The organism is Thorsellia kenyensis (genome assembly GCF_042432445.1).
GTDB classification, from domain to species: domain Bacteria; phylum Pseudomonadota; class Gammaproteobacteria; order Enterobacterales; family Thorselliaceae; genus Thorsellia; species Thorsellia kenyensis.
Window position 1 is genome coordinate 1 of record NZ_JBHLXE010000089.1, and the last position, 24,570, is coordinate 24,570.

General features: G+C 34.2%; 23 protein-coding genes and 2 pseudogenes. 4 read left to right on the forward strand and 21 right to left on the reverse strand.

Going from position 1 to position 24,570, the window contains the following annotated elements; all coding sequences use genetic code 11:
- Positions 1–62 precede the first annotated feature (62 nt).
- The 7 genes and pseudogenes from ACFFIT_RS08055 to ACFFIT_RS08085 all read right to left on the reverse strand — a co-directional run.
- Positions 63–439: pseudogene (locus tag ACFFIT_RS08055) on the reverse strand (transposase); the annotation flags it as partial.
- 41 nt (positions 440–480) lie between these two features.
- A complete protein-coding gene (locus ACFFIT_RS08060) occupies positions 481–663 on the reverse strand; it encodes a hypothetical protein (RefSeq protein WP_385877143.1) in 183 nt (60 codons plus the stop codon).
- Entirely contained in the window at positions 654–1,703 is a 1,050-nt protein-coding gene (locus ACFFIT_RS08065; protein ID WP_385877144.1) for a hypothetical protein, read from the reverse strand. Before ACFFIT_RS08065 ends, ACFFIT_RS08060 begins: the two co-directional genes overlap by 10 nt.
- Before the next feature lie 50 nt (positions 1,704–1,753).
- On the reverse strand, positions 1,754–2,020 hold the full coding sequence (locus tag ACFFIT_RS08070) for a hypothetical protein (protein WP_385877145.1): 267 nt from the start codon (positions 2,018–2,020) through the stop codon (positions 1,754–1,756).
- 145 nt (positions 2,021–2,165) lie between these two features.
- Positions 2,166–2,312, reverse strand: a pseudogene (locus ACFFIT_RS08075) (IS5/IS1182 family transposase); the annotation flags it as partial.
- A 184-nt stretch (positions 2,313–2,496) separates the two neighbouring features.
- On the reverse strand, positions 2,497–3,486 hold the full coding sequence (locus tag ACFFIT_RS08080) for a DUF4424 family protein (protein ID WP_385877146.1): 990 nt from the start codon (positions 3,484–3,486) through the stop codon (positions 2,497–2,499).
- A gap of 267 nt (positions 3,487–3,753) precedes the next feature.
- Positions 3,754–4,083, reverse strand: a complete 330-nt coding sequence (locus ACFFIT_RS08085; RefSeq protein ID WP_385877147.1) for a hypothetical protein — start codon at positions 4,081–4,083, stop codon at positions 3,754–3,756.
- A gap of 829 nt (positions 4,084–4,912) precedes the next feature.
- On the opposite strand from ACFFIT_RS08085, the gene ACFFIT_RS08090 reads away from it, so the two are divergent.
- The gene (locus ACFFIT_RS08090) at positions 4,913–5,293 is read left to right on the forward strand and encodes a VOC family protein (protein ID WP_385877148.1); all 381 of its coding nucleotides are present in this window, start codon (positions 4,913–4,915) and stop codon (positions 5,291–5,293) included.
- Between the two features lie 236 nt (positions 5,294–5,529).
- Here ACFFIT_RS08090 and ACFFIT_RS08095 read toward each other — a convergent pair whose 3' ends face one another.
- Both ACFFIT_RS08095 and ACFFIT_RS08100 read right to left on the reverse strand, forming a co-directional pair.
- Positions 5,530–6,105 carry a LemA family protein gene (locus tag ACFFIT_RS08095; protein WP_385877149.1) on the reverse strand — a complete coding sequence of 192 codons (576 nt, stop codon included), beginning with the start codon at positions 6,103–6,105 and terminating at the stop codon, positions 5,530–5,532.
- Between the two features lie 102 nt (positions 6,106–6,207).
- Positions 6,208–7,221, reverse strand: a complete 1,014-nt coding sequence (locus tag ACFFIT_RS08100; RefSeq protein ID WP_385877150.1) for a hypothetical protein — start codon at positions 7,219–7,221, stop codon at positions 6,208–6,210.
- A gap of 463 nt (positions 7,222–7,684) precedes the next feature.
- On the opposite strand from ACFFIT_RS08100, the gene ACFFIT_RS08105 reads away from it, so the two are divergent.
- Positions 7,685–9,151 (forward strand): NAD-dependent succinate-semialdehyde dehydrogenase, encoded by a 1,467-nt coding sequence (locus tag ACFFIT_RS08105; protein ID WP_385877151.1) that lies wholly within the window; start codon positions 7,685–7,687, stop codon positions 9,149–9,151.
- Between the two features lie 998 nt (positions 9,152–10,149).
- On the opposite strand, the gene ACFFIT_RS08110 is transcribed toward ACFFIT_RS08105, so the two are convergent.
- Positions 10,150–10,416: a hypothetical protein gene (locus ACFFIT_RS08110; RefSeq protein WP_385877152.1), complete on the reverse strand. Its 267-nt coding sequence runs from the start codon at positions 10,414–10,416 to the stop codon at positions 10,150–10,152.
- Between the two features lie 588 nt (positions 10,417–11,004).
- Here ACFFIT_RS08110 and ACFFIT_RS08115 point away from each other — a divergent pair.
- Together ACFFIT_RS08115 and hpaA are read left to right on the forward strand one after the other, a co-directional pair.
- The gene (locus ACFFIT_RS08115; protein WP_385877153.1) at positions 11,005–12,393 is read left to right on the forward strand and encodes an MFS transporter; all 1,389 of its coding nucleotides are present in this window, start codon (positions 11,005–11,007) and stop codon (positions 12,391–12,393) included.
- 112 nt (positions 12,394–12,505) lie between these two features.
- Positions 12,506–13,432 carry a 4-hydroxyphenylacetate catabolism regulatory protein HpaA gene (gene hpaA, locus ACFFIT_RS08120; protein WP_385877154.1) on the forward strand — a complete coding sequence of 309 codons (927 nt, stop codon included), beginning with the start codon at positions 12,506–12,508 and terminating at the stop codon, positions 13,430–13,432.
- Here hpaA and ACFFIT_RS08125 read toward each other — a convergent pair.
- From ACFFIT_RS08125 to ACFFIT_RS08175, 11 genes are all read right to left on the reverse strand, one after another.
- A complete protein-coding gene (locus tag ACFFIT_RS08125; RefSeq protein ID WP_385877155.1) occupies positions 13,394–14,602 on the reverse strand; it encodes a multidrug effflux MFS transporter in 1,209 nt (402 codons plus the stop codon). The two genes, hpaA and ACFFIT_RS08125, sit on opposite strands and share 39 nt — an antisense overlap.
- 94 nt (positions 14,603–14,696) lie before the next feature.
- On the reverse strand, positions 14,697–15,629 hold the full coding sequence (locus ACFFIT_RS08130) for a p-hydroxyphenylacetate 3-hydroxylase reductase component (protein ID WP_385877156.1): 933 nt from the start codon (positions 15,627–15,629) through the stop codon (positions 14,697–14,699).
- 12 nt (positions 15,630–15,641) lie between these two features.
- Entirely contained in the window at positions 15,642–16,811 is a 1,170-nt protein-coding gene (locus ACFFIT_RS08135) for a p-hydroxyphenylacetate 3-hydroxylase oxygenase component (RefSeq protein ID WP_385877157.1), read from the reverse strand.
- A gap of 1,083 nt (positions 16,812–17,894) precedes the next feature.
- The gene (gene hpaI / locus ACFFIT_RS08140) at positions 17,895–18,713 is read right to left on the reverse strand and encodes a 4-hydroxy-2-oxoheptanedioate aldolase (protein WP_385877158.1); all 819 of its coding nucleotides are present in this window, start codon (positions 18,711–18,713) and stop codon (positions 17,895–17,897) included.
- Between the two features lie 11 nt (positions 18,714–18,724).
- The gene (gene hpaH, locus ACFFIT_RS08145; RefSeq protein ID WP_385877159.1) at positions 18,725–19,528 is read right to left on the reverse strand and encodes a 2-oxo-hept-4-ene-1,7-dioate hydratase; all 804 of its coding nucleotides are present in this window, start codon (positions 19,526–19,528) and stop codon (positions 18,725–18,727) included.
- Positions 19,529–19,534: 6 nt separating this feature from the next.
- The gene (locus ACFFIT_RS08150; RefSeq protein ID WP_385877160.1) at positions 19,535–19,924 is read right to left on the reverse strand and encodes a 5-carboxymethyl-2-hydroxymuconate Delta-isomerase; all 390 of its coding nucleotides are present in this window, start codon (positions 19,922–19,924) and stop codon (positions 19,535–19,537) included.
- Between the two features lie 30 nt (positions 19,925–19,954).
- Positions 19,955–20,803, reverse strand: coding sequence for a 3,4-dihydroxyphenylacetate 2,3-dioxygenase (gene hpaD, locus ACFFIT_RS08155; protein WP_385877161.1), 849 nt, complete (start codon positions 20,801–20,803; stop codon positions 19,955–19,957).
- A 49-nt stretch (positions 20,804–20,852) separates the two neighbouring features.
- A complete protein-coding gene (gene hpaE / locus ACFFIT_RS08160) occupies positions 20,853–22,313 on the reverse strand; it encodes a 5-carboxymethyl-2-hydroxymuconate semialdehyde dehydrogenase (protein WP_385877162.1) in 1,461 nt (486 codons plus the stop codon).
- 40 nt (positions 22,314–22,353) lie between these two features.
- A complete protein-coding gene (locus tag ACFFIT_RS08165; RefSeq protein WP_385877163.1) occupies positions 22,354–23,121 on the reverse strand; it encodes a fumarylacetoacetate hydrolase family protein in 768 nt (255 codons plus the stop codon).
- A gap of 16 nt (positions 23,122–23,137) precedes the next feature.
- Positions 23,138–23,779, reverse strand: a complete 642-nt coding sequence (locus tag ACFFIT_RS08170; RefSeq protein ID WP_385877164.1) for a fumarylacetoacetate hydrolase family protein — start codon at positions 23,777–23,779, stop codon at positions 23,138–23,140.
- 485 nt (positions 23,780–24,264) lie between these two features.
- Positions 24,265–24,534 (reverse strand): DDE-type integrase/transposase/recombinase, encoded by a 270-nt coding sequence (locus ACFFIT_RS08175; RefSeq protein ID WP_385877165.1) that lies wholly within the window; start codon positions 24,532–24,534, stop codon positions 24,265–24,267.
- Positions 24,535–24,570 lie beyond the last annotated feature (36 nt).

The window sequence follows — 24,570 nt, forward strand, 5'->3', positions numbered from 1 at the left end:
AAACAAACGGTGTAGCTTAGTATGTGAAAATTATAAATAACTAACAACTATCTTGACAAGTTCCGATAGCGATAACATGTTTGGCTAATTCCAAAAATTTCACACGCTAATCTCATACTAATACCCAAACGTTTCACACTATCTTGCGCCATCATCTTTCTATCTGATGGCTTTACCACTTTCCCTCAAGTGCTTCTTGCCTAATTTTAGATTTCAAGCACTCTTCAGCATACATTTTTTTAAGTCTACTATTTTCTTCTTCAAGCTCTTTAAGTCTTTTCATCATTGGCATATCCATACCACCAAATTTTGAACGCCATTTATAAAAAGTAGCGGAACTAATACCATGTTCACGACAAATCTCTTGAACTGGCACACCTGCTTCATTTTGTTTTAATATTGACATTATTTGACTGTCAGTAAATTTTGATTTTTTCATTTAGAATCTCCTATGCTTTATTTTAAGAGAAAATTCTATTTTTAGCTCTTATTATTTTTAGGGAGGATTACATCTCCTATATTAATATCTCTTGCGGTCTTGATAGTCTTACTTGAGCTTGAAAGGAACAGATCTACAATATCTACTTGCTGTTTTCCTTCTTCATCGTTATATGTTTCTTTAAAAATAATAGACACTTCATAGTCGGAATTTTTTAAACCCACTTGATTTCCATAGGGTTTCTCTTCTGAAATATGAATTTATCTGTGTTGGTAAGGAGTTCATTCAATACCTCATATTTATTATCTAATGAGTAAAATTTACCAGAGTCGCTTAAGATAAAATCACTGAGAGTAAGCTTAGAGTCAAAAGGCCTATGATAAATTTCATTGATGGTAATGGGCTTTAAATTTTCTTTAAGTAACAAGCCGGATGTTAATTTTCCATCAGGAGCTAAATACTCAACCAAAATCTTATCGTAAGGATTTTCCTTATCAAGGGTACTCACAATTTGGCCATTTGTAATAAAGGTAGATTGATTTTTACATTCTACATTTGGGCATGAAAAATATAATTTTTGCTCGGTATCTATAATAAAATAGGATTTATCGATAAATTTGAATAGTCTAAATAAATTATTTTTGGCATCAGAAAAATAAAAGAGAGGAAATGCATTTTCCATAGATAGTTCAGTATTGCCAAGTGATTCGTTAAAATAGATGTTCAGTGGTATTTTGTTACTTTCAATCAAAAAAGGCAGTTTTTCTAAGTAATTGTTATTTTTGAAAATTAAGGTGATATTACCTAATTTATCATATTCACTATTTTCCTCTAGACTTGATTTATCTAAAAGAACTTTGGTAATCTTGATAGTACCATCTTGTATTTCACTATAAATATGTAAATATGCATCTTCGCCACTAGCAAACTTTGATACTTCATGGTAACTGATTGGGGTTAAACCAGAAAATTCAACTAAACGAATATCGTCATTAGCACTATCAACATCATTTTTCGAATAATATAAAATATAGGTTTTATTTTTATAACTAAAAATATCTACTGGAATAAATTCAATTTCAGGAAGCCGTGTAGCATTCTGATAAAATTTATTAAACTCATAAACACAGGCCTTATCAATATCAAGTACTAAGGGGTTTTTAATGAGTGTGTATTCATCTTCATCAAGGTAATCTAGGACATCAAGTTTTTCTGGCATTGGTGGAATAACAGCATCAACGCATTGCTGTTGTGCGTATGTCATAGATGGGGACCCCATAACTAAAAATAGAATTAAAACATAGTAAGTTTTCATTATTTCTCGAAATTTTTAACGATAGGTTTGTACCATTGCATGTGAAGATGATTATCATGATCTTCATCTTTATTTCTTTGATTTATAAACGACGGATAACCATAATTTAGCAAGGCATACAACCAAATTTTTCCCCATACATATTTATTAAATAATCTAGCCAGATTAATAGTTCTCTCATGATCATAATGTTGGGCATTGTTTTTTCCCTTCCCTACTAAATCAATCGGTATTAAACCTTTATTTTCTTTGGCTAATAATCGCATATCAAAATTAATTCCATTGATATGAGATTGACTAGTAAGACTATTACCATCTGTTGTACTTGAACCATTATAATTAATGAAGATTGAAGAATTTCCACACGGGTGATGAAGTTATTAGGGGCAGTTGACATTTAAAGAGCATTTTTCATATATGCATAGGCAGCCACATCATAATATAAGCAATTGCAATCGTGCTTCTAAAGCAAATTTCTAATTTATCATACCTCGTTGCAATTGCTCTGTAATATTTTATCCTAGCAAAAGCATTTTCAACCAAATGCCTTATTGAGTATTCATGTATTCACGTATTCACTTCTTGAGAGCCTTGTATAAGGGTATGAATTATCATCATATGGAAAAAGCGGTGTAAATTCATACCGAAATGCTGTTATTTTGCATATATTTTGTTTGTTTTTAAATCGCAACCTGATTACTAAATATGCACGCACAAAATTCATACAGAAATTCAAAGGTCTCTACTTATATAAACCAATAAATAATATTTGTAAATCTTCTTTAGGTTCGAAATTAACTTGATTGAACTCAAACCGTGTGGGTGATATTTTCTTTAACTCCCCATCGAAACATAGTGATATCAACTGTTCAGGAGTGTCTTTTTCTATCACCAAATTGAAATTTTTTATGGGTCCCTTCCAATTATTACCAGTAGTTAATATATATTCAAGCGTATCCCAATCCCATCCATAGTGTTTTTCATTTTTTAGCTTTTTCCCCTCAAGAGTTTTCAAAAAACCTTTATCTATACAGAATTCGCTTCCAATTCTACTTTTATCAAATTCATTAGCTTCTAAATATCTGATTTCAGAATCGTCTATTAGGATTCCTGTTGTCAAACTCGGCTTATACTCATGGGTAATATGTATCAAAGAATTAGCTTTAAAGGTTTGCTGCCTCGTAAAATTATTTTGAATCAAGAGGCTAAACCTTAGATCGTCAATGTTAGTTTCTTTTAATATTACAGGTAAAGGAGGAAAGTCTAAACGTTGTTGTCCATTTTCGCTTAAAAAGGCCATTAATAAAGTTTTGTCCCAGCCTAAATTTAATAACTCTTGAGTAATATCTATGCTATCTGACGTTTTAACAGTAAATAAAATTTCTGAGTCTACAGGCTTTCCTTCAACAAATAATTGATAGTTTTCAATGGTTGAATTATCACTTTCACCAAAGTATTCTGGAGGCATGGGAAAAGAAATATCTACTAAAATATCCTTATCTGTTTCATTATGAAAAAGATAATCAACTCTAATTTTTTCTCTGCTTATGTAAAGGCGTTCATATTCCATCGAAATGTCATCATTTCTTTCAAAAACAATAGTACCATTTTTTTGGCCAAAACTAGTGTCATTTGCAATACCCACTAATGGAAAGTATAGCAATAAGGCAAAGCTAATCGAAATGATAAATGAAAATTTCTTTTTTAAAAAATAGGCAAGTTTAATTCTCATTATTTTATCCTTATTATTAGAATGAGGTTAAAAGTTAATTTTAAGTAAACCTTTTATGGGTTTAAATTGCATCTGTAATAATTTGTTGGTCCCTAATAGATTTTAGTGGTATCTCATTCTTATAGGGTATCTTCTTATCTCAATTACAAACCGATTAAATTCTTTCCGATGTGATATTTTAATCTCTAAAATGCTTGCGTAATTAGTACTAACCTAAGATGTAAAATGAGAAAAAATTTTCTCGGGTTATTCTCTTATCTGTATAATTCACCACACATAAAAATAATTTATCTGTACAAATAATAAAAACGATACAAATATTAAAAGTATAGTGCTTATCAACATAACCATAATAACTGCTGTTTTAGGTAGATCACGGTTAAAACAAGTTTTAATCCCCATAATTATAGGTATTAATGAAAGAACGGCAGAGATACATAGACTGATTGTCCAAAATATCTTATATCTCATATACCTCTTAGAAAATGTAAGCTCTGCGAAATCAAAGGAAATGAGTAGCATAACAACTGCACCTAATATATATAACAGAGAAATTTTTAATTTACGCGATGGGATTATTTTAACTTGTTCTGTCATATTTCATATCCTATTTGATAGTGTTACGTGCAAAATTGATTAATGTTTAAACACAATTGATTTCAAAGCAGAGAAAATAACAATTTATACAATTGTTATTTTAATAGTGGTTCATAGGCTATATTTTAAAGTTAAAATCACAATATTTTTTTATTCAGTTAAATCATGGAATTTCTGATGGATTTTGTATAAATCAATCTTCTTGTTTGATCTACTGTTTTGCTAATTATCCAAAATTTAATTGTTCAATCACTTTTTAAACCTATTTTAGAGATAAGCATTATCCCTTAGAAACATTGAAATGGCGAATAATGCTTTTGGCATCAGAGTGATAATTAGGTTTCGATTTCTAACAGGTACAAATTAATTTTCCACGCTTTTGAACCATAACCATTAAAAAAGCCCCCACCTTGCAACTAATAGCTATAAGTTTTAGCTGCACTAGAGATATTTGCAAAATCATAACAAGTATTGATACTTTCTCTTGAATGTAGCACAAAATGCCTAATCTTAGTTTATGATAAAGTGTAAAAAATCCCAGAATAAAACATATTATCCCATTTTGTAAATACAATGTAAATGCACACTGTCACTCCTTAAAGCGATGCTAAATTTTAAAATGGGAATTGTGCAATGTTTATGTTAAGTCAGATAATTTTTTGTCATCCTCCATAAGCGTAGCAAGCAATATATCAGTGCTTATGAATCTTATCCAAACTTATTGAAAGCGATTGGAGTTTCACTTTACTTATATTTGCTATGTGTTTGGTTTATGTTTATTATGCACTTAGAATAATTACAATTAATTTTTTTAATTTAGGAAGCATAAATGATTACATTTTATCAGTTAATGTTATATGTGGATGATCAGAATAAAATCGCTGATTTTTGGGTGAAAAACTTAGATTTTTCAATTATAAAAAATGACAATCTTTCTGGGGTACCGATAATTGTTTTGAGTGATGGAAGGGAAAACGGTACTCAAATAGTCTTACATGATAAAAAGTTGATTGCAAGTTATCAACCAGAGTTGAATCTTGCAATGCCTTCTATCCTACTTTCTACACAACAAGATTTGGAATTACTTTATGAAAAATTTAAGGCCAATAAGATCATCGTTGGTGACCTAGCAACCTTACCTACTGGGCAAAAGATATTTAATTTTTCAGATCCAGAAAATAATTATATCGCAATTATTCAGGCTACCTAAATAAGGCTCATTCATTTTTTGTTTTTTTGTTTTTTGTTTTTGTTTTTTGTTTTTTGTTTTTTGTTTTTTGTTTTTTGTTTTTTGTTTTTTGTTTTTTGTTTTTTGTTTTTTACTATTTAGTCATTTACCTAGATTAAAATCAACTATTTAAATCTAGGTAAATGATTTAAAACAATTTACTGTTTGTTTAATTCACAGACTTTGAAAAATTTGATGTTACCTTAAAAATTTTTGAGTTAAATATTAGGAGTAAAATCTAGCGAAGCACTAGCTTCCTCATTTCTAAATAAATCTACTTGTTTTTTCTTAGCTAATTTATCATTTACAAAATTATTTGGGAAAATTTCTATTCCTGTATTAAATTGATTTACATTGCTATTATAAATACGAATTGCAGCACCGACATTTTCTTCTTGTTCAGCAATTTCTTTTACAACGTCCCTAAAAAGATCGACAGTTTTTAATTCAGGATAATTTTCAACTGTAACAGCAATTGACTTACTTAACTGCTGAGAAGCATCATAAGCCTCTTTGAACTTATTGACGTCAAGAGTTTCCACCGCTGAATCAAGATTTTTATGAGCAGTTCGCATTGCCGTAACAGCTTCTAAAACTTGACCTTCAAAAGCTTTGTGTTCCTGAGCCAAACGTTCAATTTCAGGTAATATTTTCATTTTTTGGCGCTCTTGAGCAACAACATCTGCCCATGCTTGCTTAACGGAGTTATGGCGAGCAATAATTCCATTATTAATGCTAATAACTATAAAAATGGTTGCAATAACACCGCCAATAAAACAAAGAGTAAAAAACATAATGATTCCTTATTAATAAATTTTGATAGAATAAAATATGACAACATAGAATAAAAATGCTTAAATTCCTTAGCAAAAAAGATCCAAATCTGTGGTATGAAACTAGTCAGAATAGCGCTGAATATTTTCAAACAATTCAATAAATTCATTTAATCGAGTAAATGAACCACAGTTTTCTAATGATTCAATAAAGAGTCTAGGATTTTCAAGTGATTCAGTATTTTTTTTCCCAAATACAATATTGTTTAAAAATCCAAAGCAAACTTCACTCTCAGAATTAATTTCAATATTAAAAACACCAAAATCCTTTGCCATATTGACGATTTTCTCAACTAATGCCGGTTTTAAAAACTTTGACATTTTAAACTCTTCATTAGCGCCCAATTCATACATGTTATTAAACTCGATGGAAGCAGGTTTATAATTAATTTTTGGATAGGCTAGCTTGCCATTAAATTTTAGATGAAGGCAATCAAAGTTATCTAATTTGAATATGATCCCATAACGAAAGTAGCTATGGTATACATATTCTTCGACTGTTTTATAGCCTCCTTTGCCATCAGAAACCCTTTTAGTCACTTTTTCTTTATCTACATATTTAAATTCATACACATTAAACGGGACTTTTGCTGTCTCGGTAGAAGCGTGTTCAATAGTAATTTCTCTTGAATGATTACCTCTATCAAATTCAGCAAAACTGCTTAATCGCTGTGAAACAAATCTTTCCCTATCAGTCCAAGGATTAATATGATTGGCAAAGAAAAGGTTTAATTGAAAAAGTGTATCTGAAATAATATCTATAGTTTTAGATCGTTGATAAATTAAATATATGTTGTAGCCTATCATCATGCCACAAGCAAATTTAGCCAATAAAATTATCTTAGCTAGCCAGTCTAATTCAATTACAACATAATTAGTCAAGAGAAATAATATCCCAAGGACCAATAAAAACACCCCAGATAGTTTCCAATTTTCTGAATTATCAAACTTAAATGGCCCAGAAAATCCTTCGGCCAATCTTGCTACATCAAGCACATCTTCACGGCTTTTGCATTCTTGACTTAATGAATGCATTTCATCTATTAATTTTTTAAGTTGTACGTTATGAAGTTTCATTTTAATTATCTTTTAAAACAAACTCGTAGAAAACAATAGTTCTAAGAGTCCTGATTGTTTGTTTTTTTATTTCTTTACTAAAAGCTAACTCTCTTTTGCTAGGGCAAATCCAAGGGAGGGATTTAATAAACTAGAAATAACTTATAAAGCTCTATTATCTCTAATATAAAAACTAATTGGAACATAATAATACACTTAAATGAAAAAATTCTTTTAAGTGTGAGTTTTCATTGCATTATATTTCTGAAGATTTCCAAAAAATGAATGTTATTGTCTTGCAGAGTAAAGTCAAAAATCTGTAGTGTTAATGGTTAATTTGAATACATTTGATTTAAATTCACTAACATGTTAGTATATATTCATTGTTTTTGGATTTTATATAGTCCATCAGCAATCAATATAACTATTAATTCACCTTGTCATAGTCTATAAATCAATATTTATTGTCCAAAGGAAGAATATTATGGTATCTCTATTAAATCCGGCATTATTTAAAGACCAAGCACTTATTAATGGAATTTGGTGCGATGCTCAGTCTCAATTGCGCACGAAAGTAATAAACCCAGCAACCTTAGAATTCATTGGCTCTATTCCCAATATGACTGATGTCGAAACTAAATTCGCCATTGAATCCTCAAAAAATGCTTTTTCAGTATGGAAGAAATACACAGCAAAAGAGCGTAGTACACTACTCAAAAAATGGTATGATTTAATCTTAATTAATCTAAATGATCTTGCAAAACTAATAACTATTGAACAAGGTAAGCCATTAGTAGAGGCGAGAGGTGAAGTTCTTTATGGTGCAAGTTTCATTGAGTGGTTTTCAGAACAAGCACGTCGAATTGAAGGTGAGACGATTGCATCACCTTCTAATGATAGGCGTTTATTGACAATACGTCAGCCTATTGGAGTTTGCGCAGCCATTACTCCTTGGAACTTTCCTGCAGCGATGATCACCCGCAAAGTAGCTCCCGCGCTTGCGGCAGGATGTACCATGATTTTAAAGCCGGCCTCCCAGACGCCTTTTAGCGCTCTTGCATTAGCTGAACTTGCACTTCAGGCAGGAATACCTCCTGGTGTCTTTAATGTAATTACTGGTGATCCATCCCCGATTGCACATGAATTGACCCATAATTCTACTGTCAGAAAACTCACTTTCACGGGATCAACACCAATAGGATCTCTACTAATGGCCCATGGCGCTTCACATATACAAAAAAGTTCTATGGAACTTGGAGGCAACGCCCCTTTCATCGTTTTTGAGGACGCTGATATAGATGCAGCAGTAGAGGGTGCGATTATCTCCAAATTCAGAAATAATGGTCAAACATGTGTTTGTAGTAACCGCTTTTATATTCATACATTAGTATATGACGAATTTATTCAAAAACTGAAAGCTAAGGTAGAAGCCCTAAAAATAGGAAATGGATTGAATGATTGCACAAGTATTGGTCCATTTATTGATGAAAACGCATTCATCAAGAATAAAGAATTTATTACAGATGCAGTGTCTAAAGGGGCTGAGTTGATCTGTGGTGGAGAGCGGATTTACCCTGATGGATTAAATGGCTTTTTTATGTCCCCTGCTATACTGATCAATGTTGATAATACAATGCGAGTTTCTTGCGAGGAAATATTTGGCCCTATTGCGCCTATTATGCAATTTAGTGATGAAAAAGAAGTAATACTAAAGGCAAATGATACTGAGTTTGGGCTAGCTAGCTATTTTTATACTCAATCTCTTGCAAGAACTTGGCGAGTTAGTGAAGCATTAGAATATGGAATGGTAGGTATTAACACAGGGTTAATTTCAACCACTGAAGCCCCTTTTGGGGGAATCAAACAATCAGGTCTAGGTCGTGAGGGTTCAAAACATGGAATTGATGAATACTTAGAAATTAAATACTTATGTATGGGTATTTCTAGCTAAGTGCTTATATATTTGTCGCATTATTGATAAATAGCCTTATAATAGCAAAAGACACTGACTTTGATTCTTTTACAGTTTTACTTTAAAAGCATGTGATCAATTGCTATTTTTAGTTCTTCTATACCGCTAAATGAACTTTACTTATTCATTTGATTTCAGGATTGTCTTTTACAATCACTTGCACGGCACTATAAGATAAGGTGAGGTGAATTAATATTGTACTCAGATTTTCATAAAACTTAGCTATGGCTTCCCTTATGTTTTCTTATTCTGTTCTTTGAAGTGGGATAACAATTTCACTAAAGTTTATTTGTCTATATCCTGATGTGGCGTCAAGTTGCAGGTACAGTTATTTTTCCGATGCTTATTCAGTGAGTGTTAAGCAATGTCAAAACCTTAATCTTGATTTTCTCCAAAAACACTTTATTAATTAAACCAAATCTAAGCACGTAAACGGATAGTTTTGCATTTTACTGTGTCTTTCTCAAATCATGCATGTATTTAAGCATCGTGCCTTCCCTTGTTCAACTTAAAAAATTTTAGTGCAGAAAATGTTTACAAAGTCATTGCTGATAAGAGAACCTGAGAGTTCATTTTGGGGTATAGTGCTTACTTTCCATTTGCAAATGATTAAGTAATCCAGCTAATAATTTAAGGTATCGTGTTGCAGTGAGCTCATGAACATCCCACATCTGTAATCAACACATCAGCTAGCCGGAACTTGGCAATAAAACCGTCGCTTATTTCGCAACCTCGCGCAAGTTTATAACTCTAAATTTTTATAAGTAAAACAATCTGATAAAATTACTTAATATTATCAACTTATAACACTAAACGATAGACAGTATTTGTATTGCCACACATTGTTGGTCTCGATTGGAAAAAAATTAGGATTGTTCTTTCTAATGGCTCAATTGATTTCCCTTCTATATGAAGATAAATAATAGGGTTTCTGTCATCCTTAAAAAATAATCATCTGTCCCTTTTGAAGGATTATTTTATTCTAAATAAATAGGTACACCGTCTGAATCTTTGCAATAAAATTTGAAAGTTAGATCTTTTGGCAAGTACTTATTTTCTTCCACAACTAATCTATAGGGTGTCCACCCAATAAATGATCCTAGTTCAATATATTCATCAATAGGTTCATCAATAGGTTCATTAATTAAAAAATGATCTAGATTAATATGTTGGTAGCGATATTCAGGGTTAAAGGTAATGGAAGTTGCACAGGTTACTCCCCAAAAAACTTGGCTTCCACTCAATAAAAATAAGATCGTAAAAATTAGCTTAAAATAAAATTGTCTTGAAATCTTTATTCTTCAATACTCCGTAATTTATAATTTTAGTAATTGATTTAGCATTTGGCATTTGGCATTTGGCATTTGGCATTTGGCTAATCATCATATAACTTTTTTGTTTGAAATGTTTTTATTCACGATATTTTGTTCTACTGTTCTTATCCTGTTAATAGTTTTCAAAAACTACACCTTTGGTTCACCTTTGTGATTTATATCACGCTTTTTGACTTTCATCGTTTAAATGTGATTTTGTTTGTTTATTTGTAATGCATAGAAGTCATTTTAGTCTTTAAAAGTAAGCAATTTGAACATTACCTCGCAATTTAAATTTCATTAATAATAATAAAGAAATTAGTCTATTTGCGGATTGGACACCATAATTTATAAATAAATAACTGAAATTTAATACTTTAATTTTAAGTTGTTTTTTATGATCAAGTTAACAAAATTGCAATGTCAAATTGACAAAGTTTTTTTCTGGGCGATACTATTAATTACTAATATGTTAGTTAAGTGCCTAAAATGATAAATACAATTTAGAGGGAAAGGCTTATGAACGATAACGTAAAACAAAACCAACGCAAGGTTGCCTTGGCAACTTTAATTGGTACAACTGTTGAATGGTATGATTTTTTTATTTATGCCAGTGCGGCAGCTCTAGTTTTCAAACAGCTCTATTTTGTTCCTGCAGGCAGTAGCCTTGGAACTATAATTACTTTTGCATCAGTTGGTGTTAGCTTTCTTTTCAGGCCTTTGGGTGCATTCCTAGCGGGTCACTTTGGAGATAGAATCGGTAGAAGAGCAGTTTTGGTTGCTACGCTTATCCTCATGGGCGGTTCTACTTTTTTAATTGGTGTACTGCCCACCTATGAAAGCATCGGTTTAGCGGCGCCAATTCTGCTAATCCTCTTAAGAATTCTACAGGGTATATCAGCCGGAGGTGAATGGGGAGGAGCTGTTCTTATGGCAGTTGAGCATGCCCCTAAGGGAAAAAGAGGTTTATTCGGTTCTTTTCCTCAAACCGGTGTACCGCTGGGATTACTTTTAGCATCAGGCATGTTAGCTCTAATGAGTGGTGTTATTGCTCCAGGAGAAGCCTTTGTTGAATGGGGATGGCGTATTCCTTTCTTATTTAGTGTTGTATTACTTCTACTAGGCCATTGGATCAGAAAAACAGTTGAAGAAAGTCCGGTTTTTGAAGAAATTAAAGAAAGAAAAGTCAGTGTGCAAAAACCTGTGGTGAAATTATTCAAAAATCATTTCTTGCTTGTGATCATTGCAGCACTTGTTTTTTCTGGTAATGGCGCATTAGGCTATATGACAACTGGTGGATTTATCCAAAATTATACTACCGATCCTGACGGTTTATTGAAAATGGAAAGAACGCCTGTACTTCTTGCTGTTACTGCGGCCGCAGCATCATGGCTTTTATTCACTTTTTTAGCTGGATTTTTTTCTGATAAAATTGGTCGTAGAAATATCTATATTATAGGTTGGATTGTTCAATATGTAGGGGTAATTGCCCTGTTTCCCCTAGTAAACATGGGGACTTGGCACAGTGTTTGGTTAGCGCTGACATTATTGTCTGTGGGTATTGGACTTACTTACGGCGCTCAATCGGCATTTTACTCAGAGCTTTTCCCTGCGTCTATAAGATTTTCAGGTGTGTCAATTTCTTATGCTATAGGAGCTATTCTAGGAGGAGCTTTTTCCCCGCTTATTTCTGCAGCGCTTATTGAGAAAACTGGCAGTACCGAGTCTGTCGTTTACTACCTTGGGTTTATGACCACGGTAGGACTCTTTGCTACCCTCCTTCTCAAAGATCGTTCTAATATTCCTTTAGGACCACAATATGAAGACTTACAAAACGAATCTCCTATTTATGGATTTAAACGTAAACATTCTAAAGAGAAAGAAGATATCAGTGTAGCTGTAGATTGATTTTTGCGAATAACCTCTTAAAATACCGCTAAACTTTATTGATTAGCGGTATTTTTTTATTTAGGTTAAGATGATTCCATCGCGTGAATTTCTTCGTATTATTGGGGGCTTTTTGAAACAGATACCATCTCATATCCCAAATTTAAATTTGGTTCAAACTTATGATAAATTTTATCAAAGCACACATATTCAATATGAATCGCTTAGCAATCTGGCATCTTATTTTGGTCGAGTAATGCATTTACATCGTCACGACCAATTTTATCAACTGCATTTTATTCATCATGGAACGGTGCATCTCCAACTTGGCTTTACTGAATATATCGCAAATGCTCCCTTAATTTTTTTCACCCCACCACCAACACCTCATAGTTTTGTAACAGAGCCCAATGCCTCAGGACAAGTATTAACTATCCACCAAAGTGTAATGCAAAATCTTTTTGATTCTATGAGTCAACATAACATTGAATTTTCTTATGCACCTACTTGCATCACCTTGCATGATTTGCCCGTTGAATTAAAACCCATCTATAAAATGCTCGAAGTAGCATTTAATGGACTAGAACTAGAACATCAATTAGATAATCACTTAGGCAACAATCCAGCTTTATTAAGCTGGTCTGAACTCATTTTCATTAATCTCTTTCGCCTTATGGGTAATGAGCAGTCCTCTGAGTCATCTTCAGATCTACAAACAGAGCTTTTCAGAAAATATTTGGCACTTGTTGAAGAAACTTACCACCAACACAAAACCATGGATTACTATGCCAAATCCTTAAATACCACTACGGGACATTTGAATAAATTATGTAGGATGATTTCAAGTTCTTCTTCTAAACAAATTATTCACGATAGGATTATTTTGGAAGCGAAATATTTACTCAGTTATACCAATCAAACCATCCAAAAAATAGCCTTTGAACTTGGTTTTCAAGACCCAGCTTATTTTACACGCTTTTTTACACAAAATACCCAATTAACTCCTAAAGCCTATAGAGCTTCAGCCAACTTTGCAGCTGACACTTCTCTTAAAAAGTAATAAAGCAACTAGACTAATACTCCCCATGACAAACATAAATATGCCCATTGGCCAGGGATTTGTAGTGGTCAATAGACTTACTAAAAAACTCATTCCTCCACCTAGGCCAAACTGAATTGAAATGGCTAAACCTGAAGCTGTACCTGCGTTTTTCTCGTACATCCCTAACAATAAAGCAATGCAATTAGCATTCAAACTTCCAGTCATAGCAACGAAAAAGAATAAACTGGCCATGATCCCAACAGGAACAATCCAAATCAGTGTAAAAAATAGTAATCCTAGCGCGGAGATAAATAAAATCAATGTGCAGAGAGTAACCATTTTCAAAGGACCTAATCGGGTCACTATGGAGGCATTAATAAAAGTCATTATTAATATCCCTGTTATATTTGAGGCAAATAAATAGGCATATTGTTGTTCGGTGAAATTAAAAAATTTAATAAATATAAAAGGGGAAAGCGTAATATAAACAAACATTCCAGCAAAGGCGCTTGACATACACACAATAAGTGTCATCGCTTTTGAATCTTTTAATACACTGTAATACCCTGCTATTACATGGGTTAAACTAATAAGACGAGAGGACTTTACATGGGTTTCAGGAATTTTTAGCACAAATGAGAGCAACGTAACGCCTGCAAATATAAATAAAAACATAAAAATAGATTGCCAATCAAACCATTTTAGTAAAAAGCTTCCAAATAATGGGGCTATTATTGTGGCAACCATTGTGACAATGTTCATCCATGACAATATTTTTGCCGCTTCATTTAAAGGATATAAATCTCTTACAATAGCCCTTGCAAGTACCGATGCACTGGCACCTCCCAAGGCTTGTAATAACCTGAAAGCTAATAATGCCTCTATACTTTTTATGAATAGGATCCCTATGGTTGCCATTAAGTAAAATAAAATACCAATAATTAATAGTTTTTTTCTACCGTATCTATCAGAAAGTGGACCATAAACAAGCATTCCAAAGCTAAATCCCACTAAAAATATCGTTACGGTCTGCTTAACTTGTGATGCGCCAACATTAAGATCACTTGCAATTGATGGTAATGCTGAGAGGTACATATCAATAGACAAGGGACCAAATGCCACTAGGCACGCCAAAATAATAATAATCACTTTAGATGCCTTCATTTTAGACGTATTCAAATTTTCCATTTTTCCTCCAGTAAAAAAAAAGGCCCCCCTAAACGAGTTGCCTTCAAATTTTAAGCTGCAGAGTCTATATTAAGATCAATAGCTATAACTGAACTCACAATAATGCCATTAACATTTTTTTGAACATAACTACTTCTTCTGGTTTATATCGGGCTAGTACTTCTTCTTGATGCCTTTCTGCAATATCCAAGAGATCTATTGCCTGAGCTTCGCCTTTTTCGGTTAATTGCAACTCATCTTCCGCTGCGATAAGAAGCCCCTTTCTTACCAGAATTTCGACCGCTTGTTCAATTTCACGCATAGGAATAGCAGCCTCTTTAGTCATTTTACTTTTACAGGTCGCAAGCCCAGCATAAATAACTAAAAGAATTCTTGCTTCACTATTTCTTAAGCCTGATGCCAGTTGTTTTGGATAGTAATCATTCTGATAATTCTGTACTGCTTGAGTTAATAAGTAGTGAATATTCCCCGCAAGCTTTTGATTTACTTCTTTAGACTCTGAATTTTTCTCATTTGCAGTTTCAATCTTATTTCTTACATTAGGATGAGGGAATACTGAAGCATACGCTCCTTGATGGTATAATAAAGGCACTCGACCAAAATCATTAAAGTTTAACACTTTACCTACCAGGATTAGATGGTCGCCTCCCTCAAGAATTTCGTGCAACTCGCATTCAAATTGCGCTGATACGTCTGAGATTAATAAAGATTTTCCGATCCCCTCTTTATAATCTATGCTAGCAAATCTATCTTCTTTAGAGCGCGCAAAGGTGTTGGAAATATCAATTTGATCCGCCGAAAGTATATTAATAGCAAAATGGCCAGCGCGTTTAAATACGTCTAAGCTACCCGCGCGTTTATCAATACACCAAAGCACTAAAGGGGGTTCAAGGGATACCGAGGTAAAGCTATTGACCGTCATGCCGACTTTATTTCCATCTTCATCCTGTGCCGTGACCACCACCACACCAGTAGCAAAATTGCCTAAAGCTCTTCTAAAAGATTTACTGTCAAATATTGTTGTCATATGATCTCCTGATTATACCATTGTAGGATCGGGTTCAAGCCCCATTAATTCTCTACCTAATATTTGTGCGCAGACATCATAATCTGTATAAGCATGAGCACCTGTGATATGCATATCTCTAAATAGCCTTTGCATTTCCATTCCTTCCATCCAAATTGTTGCGCCTGAGGCATTAACCAATCTATTTACGGCTTCAATACACATCTGCACACAATAAGCTTGATTAGTTCTCCACCCGGCAAGCGTACTTCTGGTAGGGTATATTTTGCTTTCAGCATGAACTTTAATATCATTCAGTGTTTTTTCTAGAAAAGCTCTGGCTGCACCTACTTGATGGGTTGATTCTGCCAAACGCATCAATGCAGGTGTCGCCGTTCCAACACTTGCACCTGTATATGCCCTTATCCTATTTTGATTTTTTTCTTTAAATGCCTCTAAAGTTCTTTCTGCTATACCTAGCCCTATTGCGGCAAATCCACATGCAAAATAAGGTCTATAAGGTGCATAAAATATTTTACTGTCTGGATAGAGTCCAAATCCTGCAGATCTTCCCTCCATCATATCCTTAGCTGCTTGTATGCGATACTCTGGTACGAATGCTTCTTTGATACTTATGGTTTTTGAGCCACTTCCTTTCATAGCATGAGCATACCAATTATCAACTATGGTATAATCTTTTTTAGGTAATACAGCAAAAGAGTAGATTTTTTCTCCTTGCTCATTAAAACGGTTACACCCTACTATTGCCCAATCAGCATGATCAACCCCACTGCTCCAACCCATCTCTCCAGAAATAATGATTCCACCTTCAACTTCTTTTATCGTACTAAATGGTGCAATTGAACTACTGGCCAGCGAATCTGGATTACTCTTCCACACTTCATCTTGTAATTGTTTTGGAAACATAGCTAATTGATGGTTATGAGTACATAATAAGCTAAAGGCCCAAGCCGAACTTGCACATGCAGTAGCAACAAGGCTGATACAGTCAGAAAATTCAGTAATAGGGATCTCATGTCCTCCATACGGTTTTGGTAAAAAAGCCTTATGTAAACCAGTACTTTTTAGTAGCTTGATATTTTCATCTAGGACTTTTCGTTCCTTTTCACAAGCTTCTGCATTTTTAGCGAGTTCTGGTAATATTTTTTCTAAAGCACGATAAATAGAACTTCTCTCTGTCATTGTTAGATCCTCATTTGAGTAAATTAAACCTCTTTATTTCACTAACATCCTAGCAATAGTAAACTAAATAAAAAATGCATTTTCCATCGTTAAAATTGTACTTTTCATTCTTTTAAGAAAAAGTGTAATCTGTGTCACATTTATCGCCTTAATGAGAATGAATAAGTAAATGTTCCTTTCACTTTATTAAATATGAGAGAGCCCATTTGTAGTTGACTAGAAATTTTTAAAAATGAGCAATAATTAAGGGTTAAGTCTTAAAGGTTAATTTTTTTGACTAGATGCGCTTATCTCGTAGAGTGATGAGGTATCTTTGGTAGGGATGAGTGCTGGTTTAGAGTATTGGTTTAGAGTATTGGTTTAGTATGTTGATTTATAAAAACATGTACTTACGTTTAAATTAGAAATCTAACACATGAATTTTAAAAATATTAAATTAACTTAATTTTTTCTAGAAGAGATCGATTTAACTATATAATTCACTGCATAAATGGTATATTTTACAGTGAATTTTTTACTTCATCACATTTACTGATCTTAAAATTAGGGTTTAGCAAGATAAGGGCTAAATATCTATGCAGCTGAAAATTTCTGTTCAACAGTTCAATAAATCAAATATAAATAAAACAAAAAATTATTGATAGTTCACATATTATCCACTCATGCTTCATTTTTTATAATAAAAGCGTTTCATTCTAAACTTAACAGTGTGTTGAGTTCATAGCGCTTTCTATAGGTAATGGCTTTTTTTTAAAAAAAACGCTTATAGCAGCACAACTACTTATCTGCACATCATAATCATTTTGAAATATTTGAACATTTGTTAAGAGCGAAATAAACCAAAACAAAATAAATTTGTTTTGAACTTTTTCTAACTAATAGAAAGTTCTCTTGAGGATTTTTAGAGTGTTGAGCCAGTATTTTAGTCAAATAAGCTAGGCATGGCATGCCATCTTTTCTATTAGCTTTTATAAGTTAATGAAAAAAGAGTCATGCCTATAACTCAATATCAATCAGTCTAAATGTATCTTATTCCCTTTAGAGTTTCCTTAATTGTTATTACTTCAACAATTTTTGTATCCCTTAATAAATTGACGTCTGTATTGTCGAGGGTTTAATATCGCTTTTAAACTGGCCTAAGAGCGATTTTGCCGATTTAACTAGCAAGCTAGTATCGACACCTACAGCTACAAAATTAAATCCAGCATCAATATAAGTTTTCGCCATTTTGGGATCTGCATATAAAATACCCAATGCTTTACCCTTAGATTTTGTAACTCTGGCAATATGCAAAATGGCTTCTTGTACTTCAGGATGCTGTGGATTACCACGATGACCTAATGCTGCACTTAGATCAGCAGGTCCAATAAATATGCCATCAACGCCAGCTACACTGGCTATTTCATCTATATTATTTAGCCCTTCAACATTTTCTACTTGGGCTAACAAACACATTTGTTCATTAGCTAAATTAAGATATTCATCGATTTGGCTCCATAAAGAAGCTCTAGCCAAAGCACTACCTACCCCTCTTATTCCATCAGGAGGGTAATGCATCGAACTGACAAGTAATTTTGCTTGTTCAGCCGTTTCGACCATAGGAACCAATAAGCTTTGAACACCTATATCTAGATATTGTTTTATTAAAGCACTGTCGCCCAAAGGGGGTCTGACCACAGGAAATGAATACCCTTTATGTTGGTAAGGTGCAATAGATTGTAATTGTTGAAGAATTGTACTGATTGAATTCGGTGCATGTTCTCCATCAATTAGAAGCCAGTCATATCCAATTGTAGCTAATAGTTCACTACTATAACTATTTGCCAACCCAAGCCAAAGTCCTATCAAAGTTTTATCTTGGTGTAGAGCCATTTTAAACTGATTGATTGGAATTGAGTGCATACACTCTCCTATTATTCAAAAAAACAAGCAATTGAACCCAATGCGCCATAATCAACATGGAATGTATCCCCCTTTCTCGCAGCAACAGGACGGGTGAATGATCCCCCTAAAATGATTTGTCCTGCTTCTAGTGTCACTCCGTAAGGATGAAGTTTATTAGCTAGCCACGCCACGCCTTTTGCAGGATGATTTAAAACCGCTGCAGAAACTCCAGATTCTTCAACAACGCCATTTCTATATAAAATAGCACTGATACGAGTGATATCTAGTTCATTAGGTCTAATTGGCCTTCCCCCCATGACAACGCCTGCATTTGCAGCATTATCAGAAATCGTGTCAAACACTTTTCTTGTCACTTGCGTTTGAGGATCAATTTGCATAATTCTTGCGTCAATGATTTCAAGTGCAGGGATAACCCATTCAGTTGCTTCAAGTACATCGAACACAGTACAATTAGGCCCCCTAAGTGGTTTACCCAAAATAAACGCTAACTCTACTTCTACTCTTGGCACAATAAAACGAGATATAGGAATTGAGGTCCCTTCCTCAAAAAACATATCATCTAAAAGTGCGCCATAATCCGGCTCAGTGATATTAGAAGAAACCTGCATCGCTCTGGAAGTTAATCCAATCTTGTGTCCTTTAAGCGTCCTTCCCTCCGTAATTTTCATTTCGACCCATGCTTTTTGTATCGCATAGGCATCCTCAATAGTTATTTCAGGATATTGCAATGAAAATTGTTTGAGCTGTGTATTGTTCTTCTCAGCTTCGTTTAATTGTCTTGCCAAAATATCGATGGTTTGTTTATCTAACATGATTTATTAACCTTTATTGTTCAAAAATGCATGAATGTTGTTTTTTTTGTAATTAAGAACCGGATGCAACTCTTGCATTTCAAATGAAATAGCCAGCAATCGTTTTTCTTGCAAAGGGGCAAAAAAATTTTCAATGAGGGAAAAAAGTTCATCAGCCACCTTCACCCTAACTGATTCTTCACGGCCACTTCCAATTTTTAATAAGAAATGAACAAATGCATAATCATGTTTTGCATCCGCGATACGATAATCAGTGGCCGCATAAGCACGGCTCCTTATACCCGCTAATGGAAAAACACCGCTTTTTCCTAAACATTCGTGCACTTGAGTAAACAGTGCATTAAACTCAATTTCATCTTTTAAATTTTCTGAATACTCAACAATAAAATGTGGCATATTAATGTCCTTTACTTAGCATAGTTTTGTTTAATTGAAAGGGAAGATGGCATTAATTTGTCCGGTGCCTGAACTTGGGAACAAGTCAGTAATAATTTCAGCCTTGCCTGTGTACTTATCCCATCCCATGACACCTAATAACATGGCTGTATCATGCATTAACCCTTCACCAAAACAGTACTCTGAATATTCTGGTAACATTTTAACAAAATCGGCCCATAGACCCTGTTTCCACATATCCACTACGCGTAAATCAACTTGCCTATCAAATTCTCGCGTATAACTGTCCATACCCGTTTCAGCTTTAGTATCCCAAATAAAACGATGAGATAAAGAACCACTAGCCAATACAGCAACTGTCCCCTCATACTCTTTAACAGCTTCTACAAGCGCCTCGCCTAGTTTACGGCTATTTTCTAAATCATGTGATGTACAAAACGCTGAAATTGAGAGAACTTTAAATTGTTTATCTTCATTCATATAACGCATAGGCACCAAAGTCCCATATTCAAGCTCCAAACTATCAATTTCATGTGACATAGCTCGCACACCTTTATTTTGTGCTTTCTTAGCAATTAAGTGACCCAATGCAGGATTGCCTTGATACTGATAAGTCATATCTTTAATGAAATGGGGCAATTCATTACTCGTATAAATTCCCTCATAATGTGGATTACAATTGATATGATATCCGCTGTTCACGAGCCAATGGGTATCAAACACGATGATCGTATCCACGCCCATTTCACGACAACGACGACTGATTTCTTTGTGTCCATCAATCGCTGATTGTCTACAACCATGATTCTTACCTGGCAACTCAGATAAATACATTGATGGTACATGCGTAATTTTTGCAGCAAGTGCTATTTTTCCCATTAGGATTCTCCTAGCTTAAAATACATGAATTCATAGAGTAATTCATTCCTTAAACACCCCATCTTGGAATGGAATGCTGTCCCATTGAAATACAAATATTTTTTACTTCTGTAAAGACTTCCAAACTATAATCTCCACCTTCACGGCCAGTCCCTGATTGCTTAACTCCACCAAAAGGTTGTCTTAAGTCCCTAACATTTTGAGAATTAATGAAAACCATACCGGCTTCAATTTGAGCCGCAACTCGGTGGGCTCGAGTTAAATCAGAAGTCCATAAATATGAAGCGAGTCCATATTCAACATCATTTGCTAATCGAACCGCCTCAGCTTCGTCTTTGAACTTAATTAAGCAAACAACTGGACCAAAAATTTCTTCTTGCGCGATTCGCATGTTGTTATTGACATCAGCGAAAACCGTTGGCTGTATAAAGTTCCCTTTACTCAAATGTTCAGGTAAATTTTCTGGACGCTCTAATCCACCGGCTAATAAATTTGCTCCTTCTTCTATCCCTATTTTTATATAACCCGTGACTTTATCATAATGAGCTTTGGTGATCATCGCTCCAACTTGTGTATCCATTTGGGTAGGATCGCCAACCCTGATTTTTTTGGCTCGCGCAGCAAACTGCTCAACAAATTCATCATAAATACTTTCTTGAATGAATATACGAGAGCCCGCGGTACAGCGCTCTCCATTAAGAGAGAATATTGTGAATAGAGATGCATCTAATGCCCTTTGCCAATCAGCATCATCAAAAATTAATACAGGCGACTTTCCACCCAATTCCATTGAATATTTTTTTATGCCAGCATTCGCCATTATCTTTTGACCCGTAACGGTTCCACCAGTAAAAGAGACTGCTCTCACATCCGGATGCCTTACAAGCGCATCTCCAGCAGTATGACCATATCCCTGAATAACGTTAAACACACCGTCAGGGACACCCGCTTCATGAGCAATTCTACCTAGTTCGTTTGCCGTCAAAGGCGAATATTCAGACATTTTGAGCACTGCTGTATTACCTAACGCTAAACAGGGAGCAGTCTTCCATGTTGATGTCATAAAAGGGACGTTCCATGGAGAAACTAAAGCACACACACCAACCGGTTGATGAAGTGTGTAGTTGAGCATTTGATCATCCACAGGATAAGTATGACCATTAACTCGAGTACAAACTTCTGCAAAAAACTCAAAATTATGGGATGCTCTTGGAATCAATACATTACGAGTTTGGTGAATAGGTAACCCAGTATCAAGCGTCTCTAATTCAGCAATTCTATCTACATTTTTATCAATTAATTCACCAAAGCGTCGCATAATTTTTGCTCGCTCTTTAGCGGGGGTATTAGCCCATTTAGGAAAGGCCTCTTTTGCAGCCTTAACTGCTAAATCAACTTCTTTCTCACTTGCGCTAGCCACTTCCCCAATTTTTTCCATTGTAGCGGGATTTATATTATCAAAAGTTTCTTCACTTGCTACTTGTTGGCCATTAATCCAATGTTTAATCATAGTTTGCTCCTAATAAGTATGCCTTGAGTAATTTATCGAGTTATTTATTACGATGCTCAAAATATTCATGTTCGCTTAACATATAGTTTCTTAACTTGCCAATATGTTCAATTTCAATAATGATCTCGTCACCTGCCACAACATCAGAAGTACCTTTAGGGCAGCCTGTCGCAATCATATCGCCCTCTTGGAGAGTCATAAATCCAGAAAGATACTCAATTAAGTAAGGAACATCAAAAATCATATCTTTGGTATTACCAGATTGACGTAATTCTCCATTAACCCATGTTTTCATTGATAAATTCATTGGATCTTGTACATCTTGAGTATCTACAATAAAGGGGCCTACTGCTGTCATTGAGTCTCTATTTTTAACGCGCAAATTAGGTCTGTAATAATTTTCTAAATAATCACGAATGGCGTAATCATTACATAAAGTAAAACCTCTCACATATTCCCACGCGTTTTCCTTAGAAACGTTCTTAGCAGTTTTGCCTATTACTACAGCCAATTCACATTCATAATGCATATAATGTATGTTATCAGGGCGCCATGAGTGACCATTATGACCAATATAACTCCCTTTTGATTTAATAAAAACCAGGGGTTCTGTGGGTGCTGCAAAGGCAAGCTCTGTTGCATGATCTGCAAAATTTAATCCTAGCGCAAACATATTACCTTCACTAGGAGAAAGCCATTGCACCTCTTTTTCTTTTAAAATCGAACCATCTGGCATATTTACAGATAAATCCTCATTTACAGTCACTGCATATATTTGATTGTTGAATTTAATTCTTGCATGTTTCATTCTATGGAATCCTTTATTAGATAACTTTTGTTGTTAAATTACCGACTTTTTCTATACTCACAGTAACTTCATCGCCTTGTTCAACATCGAAACGTCCCGCAGGAGTTCCTGTTAATAAAACATCACCTTCATATAAAGTCATATACTCCGTAATTTCCGCTATCAATAAAGCAATATCTCTTACCCATTCATTTGTATTTGCTTCTTGCTTGATTTCACCATTAAGAGAGACCGTTATGCTTAAACCATTAAGATTACTAATGTGCTCTAAAGGCACCACTTTTGTATCAAATGCCATAAATCCATCTCGGCACTTTGCTTTAATTGCAGGTCGATAAAAACTCTCCTCGGGTAGACTGAACTCATTACCAACACAAACCCCTTTTACATATGTTAAAGCGTCACCGATACTAACTCGACTCGCAGTTTTTCCTATAACAACTGCCAGAGTAGCACCAGGTTGTAATCTACAATCTTTGGGTTTTTCAACGTGGTTGGTAAAATTGTAGGTATTTGGAGTCTTAATGAATAAAACCGGTTTTTTTGGCAGATGAATATATGGTTTTTGTGTAAAGCTATGAGCGTGTTCAGCGAGTACCTTTTGGTAATTTAAGGCAACACCAAAAACTGTTTTACCGTTGAGTTCTAAAGTGGGCATGGTATCCTCCATAATAATGGGTTGTTGGGTAATTGGGGAATCGAAACATCAGCAAAAGAATTGCTAAAAGTCTTGAAATGGCTTAACAGCGGAATAAATTGCCACTTGATTACTCTAACTCATTTGCACTTATACGACTCTTATATATTAATATTACTAATATATGAGTGATTATGTCAATCCCAAAATGATTGAAACTGTCGTACCTATCACAGATTTATTATTCCTTATGGCCAATATCACTATAAATAATGTAATTAGCCATCGATAAAATTTAATTCTAAATATGTCAATCTTAGAATTAGAAACTCACTATGTACTTGTATACTGATTTTGGACACTCATTAAGAGGTGATAAAATAAGTATCATTAAATAATGAGGGTAAAATTGTGACCAATAAGACAAGGCGTGTTTTTAGTGCTCAATTCAAACTTGAATGTATCTAATTAGTGACTGAGCATAATCATTCGGTACAAGAAGCAGCTCAAGCAATGAATATATCTTGTGTCAATAAAGAGGCATTCTCTGCACTTTCTGAATCAAAAACTTGCCACCCTGTAATATATTTATCAAAGATATCAATGTACATATAGAGATAGAAGTACTGTCCTTTCACATTGGAATTCAAGTAAGTAATATCCCAGCAATAAACTTGATTGCTCGCTGTTGCAACAAGCTCATTGGGTTTATTTGACGCTCTAGGTTTTCTCGTACTGCTACGATGACGGAACTTGTCAAGATAGTTGTTAGTTATTTATAATTTTTACATACTAAGCTACACCGTTTGTTT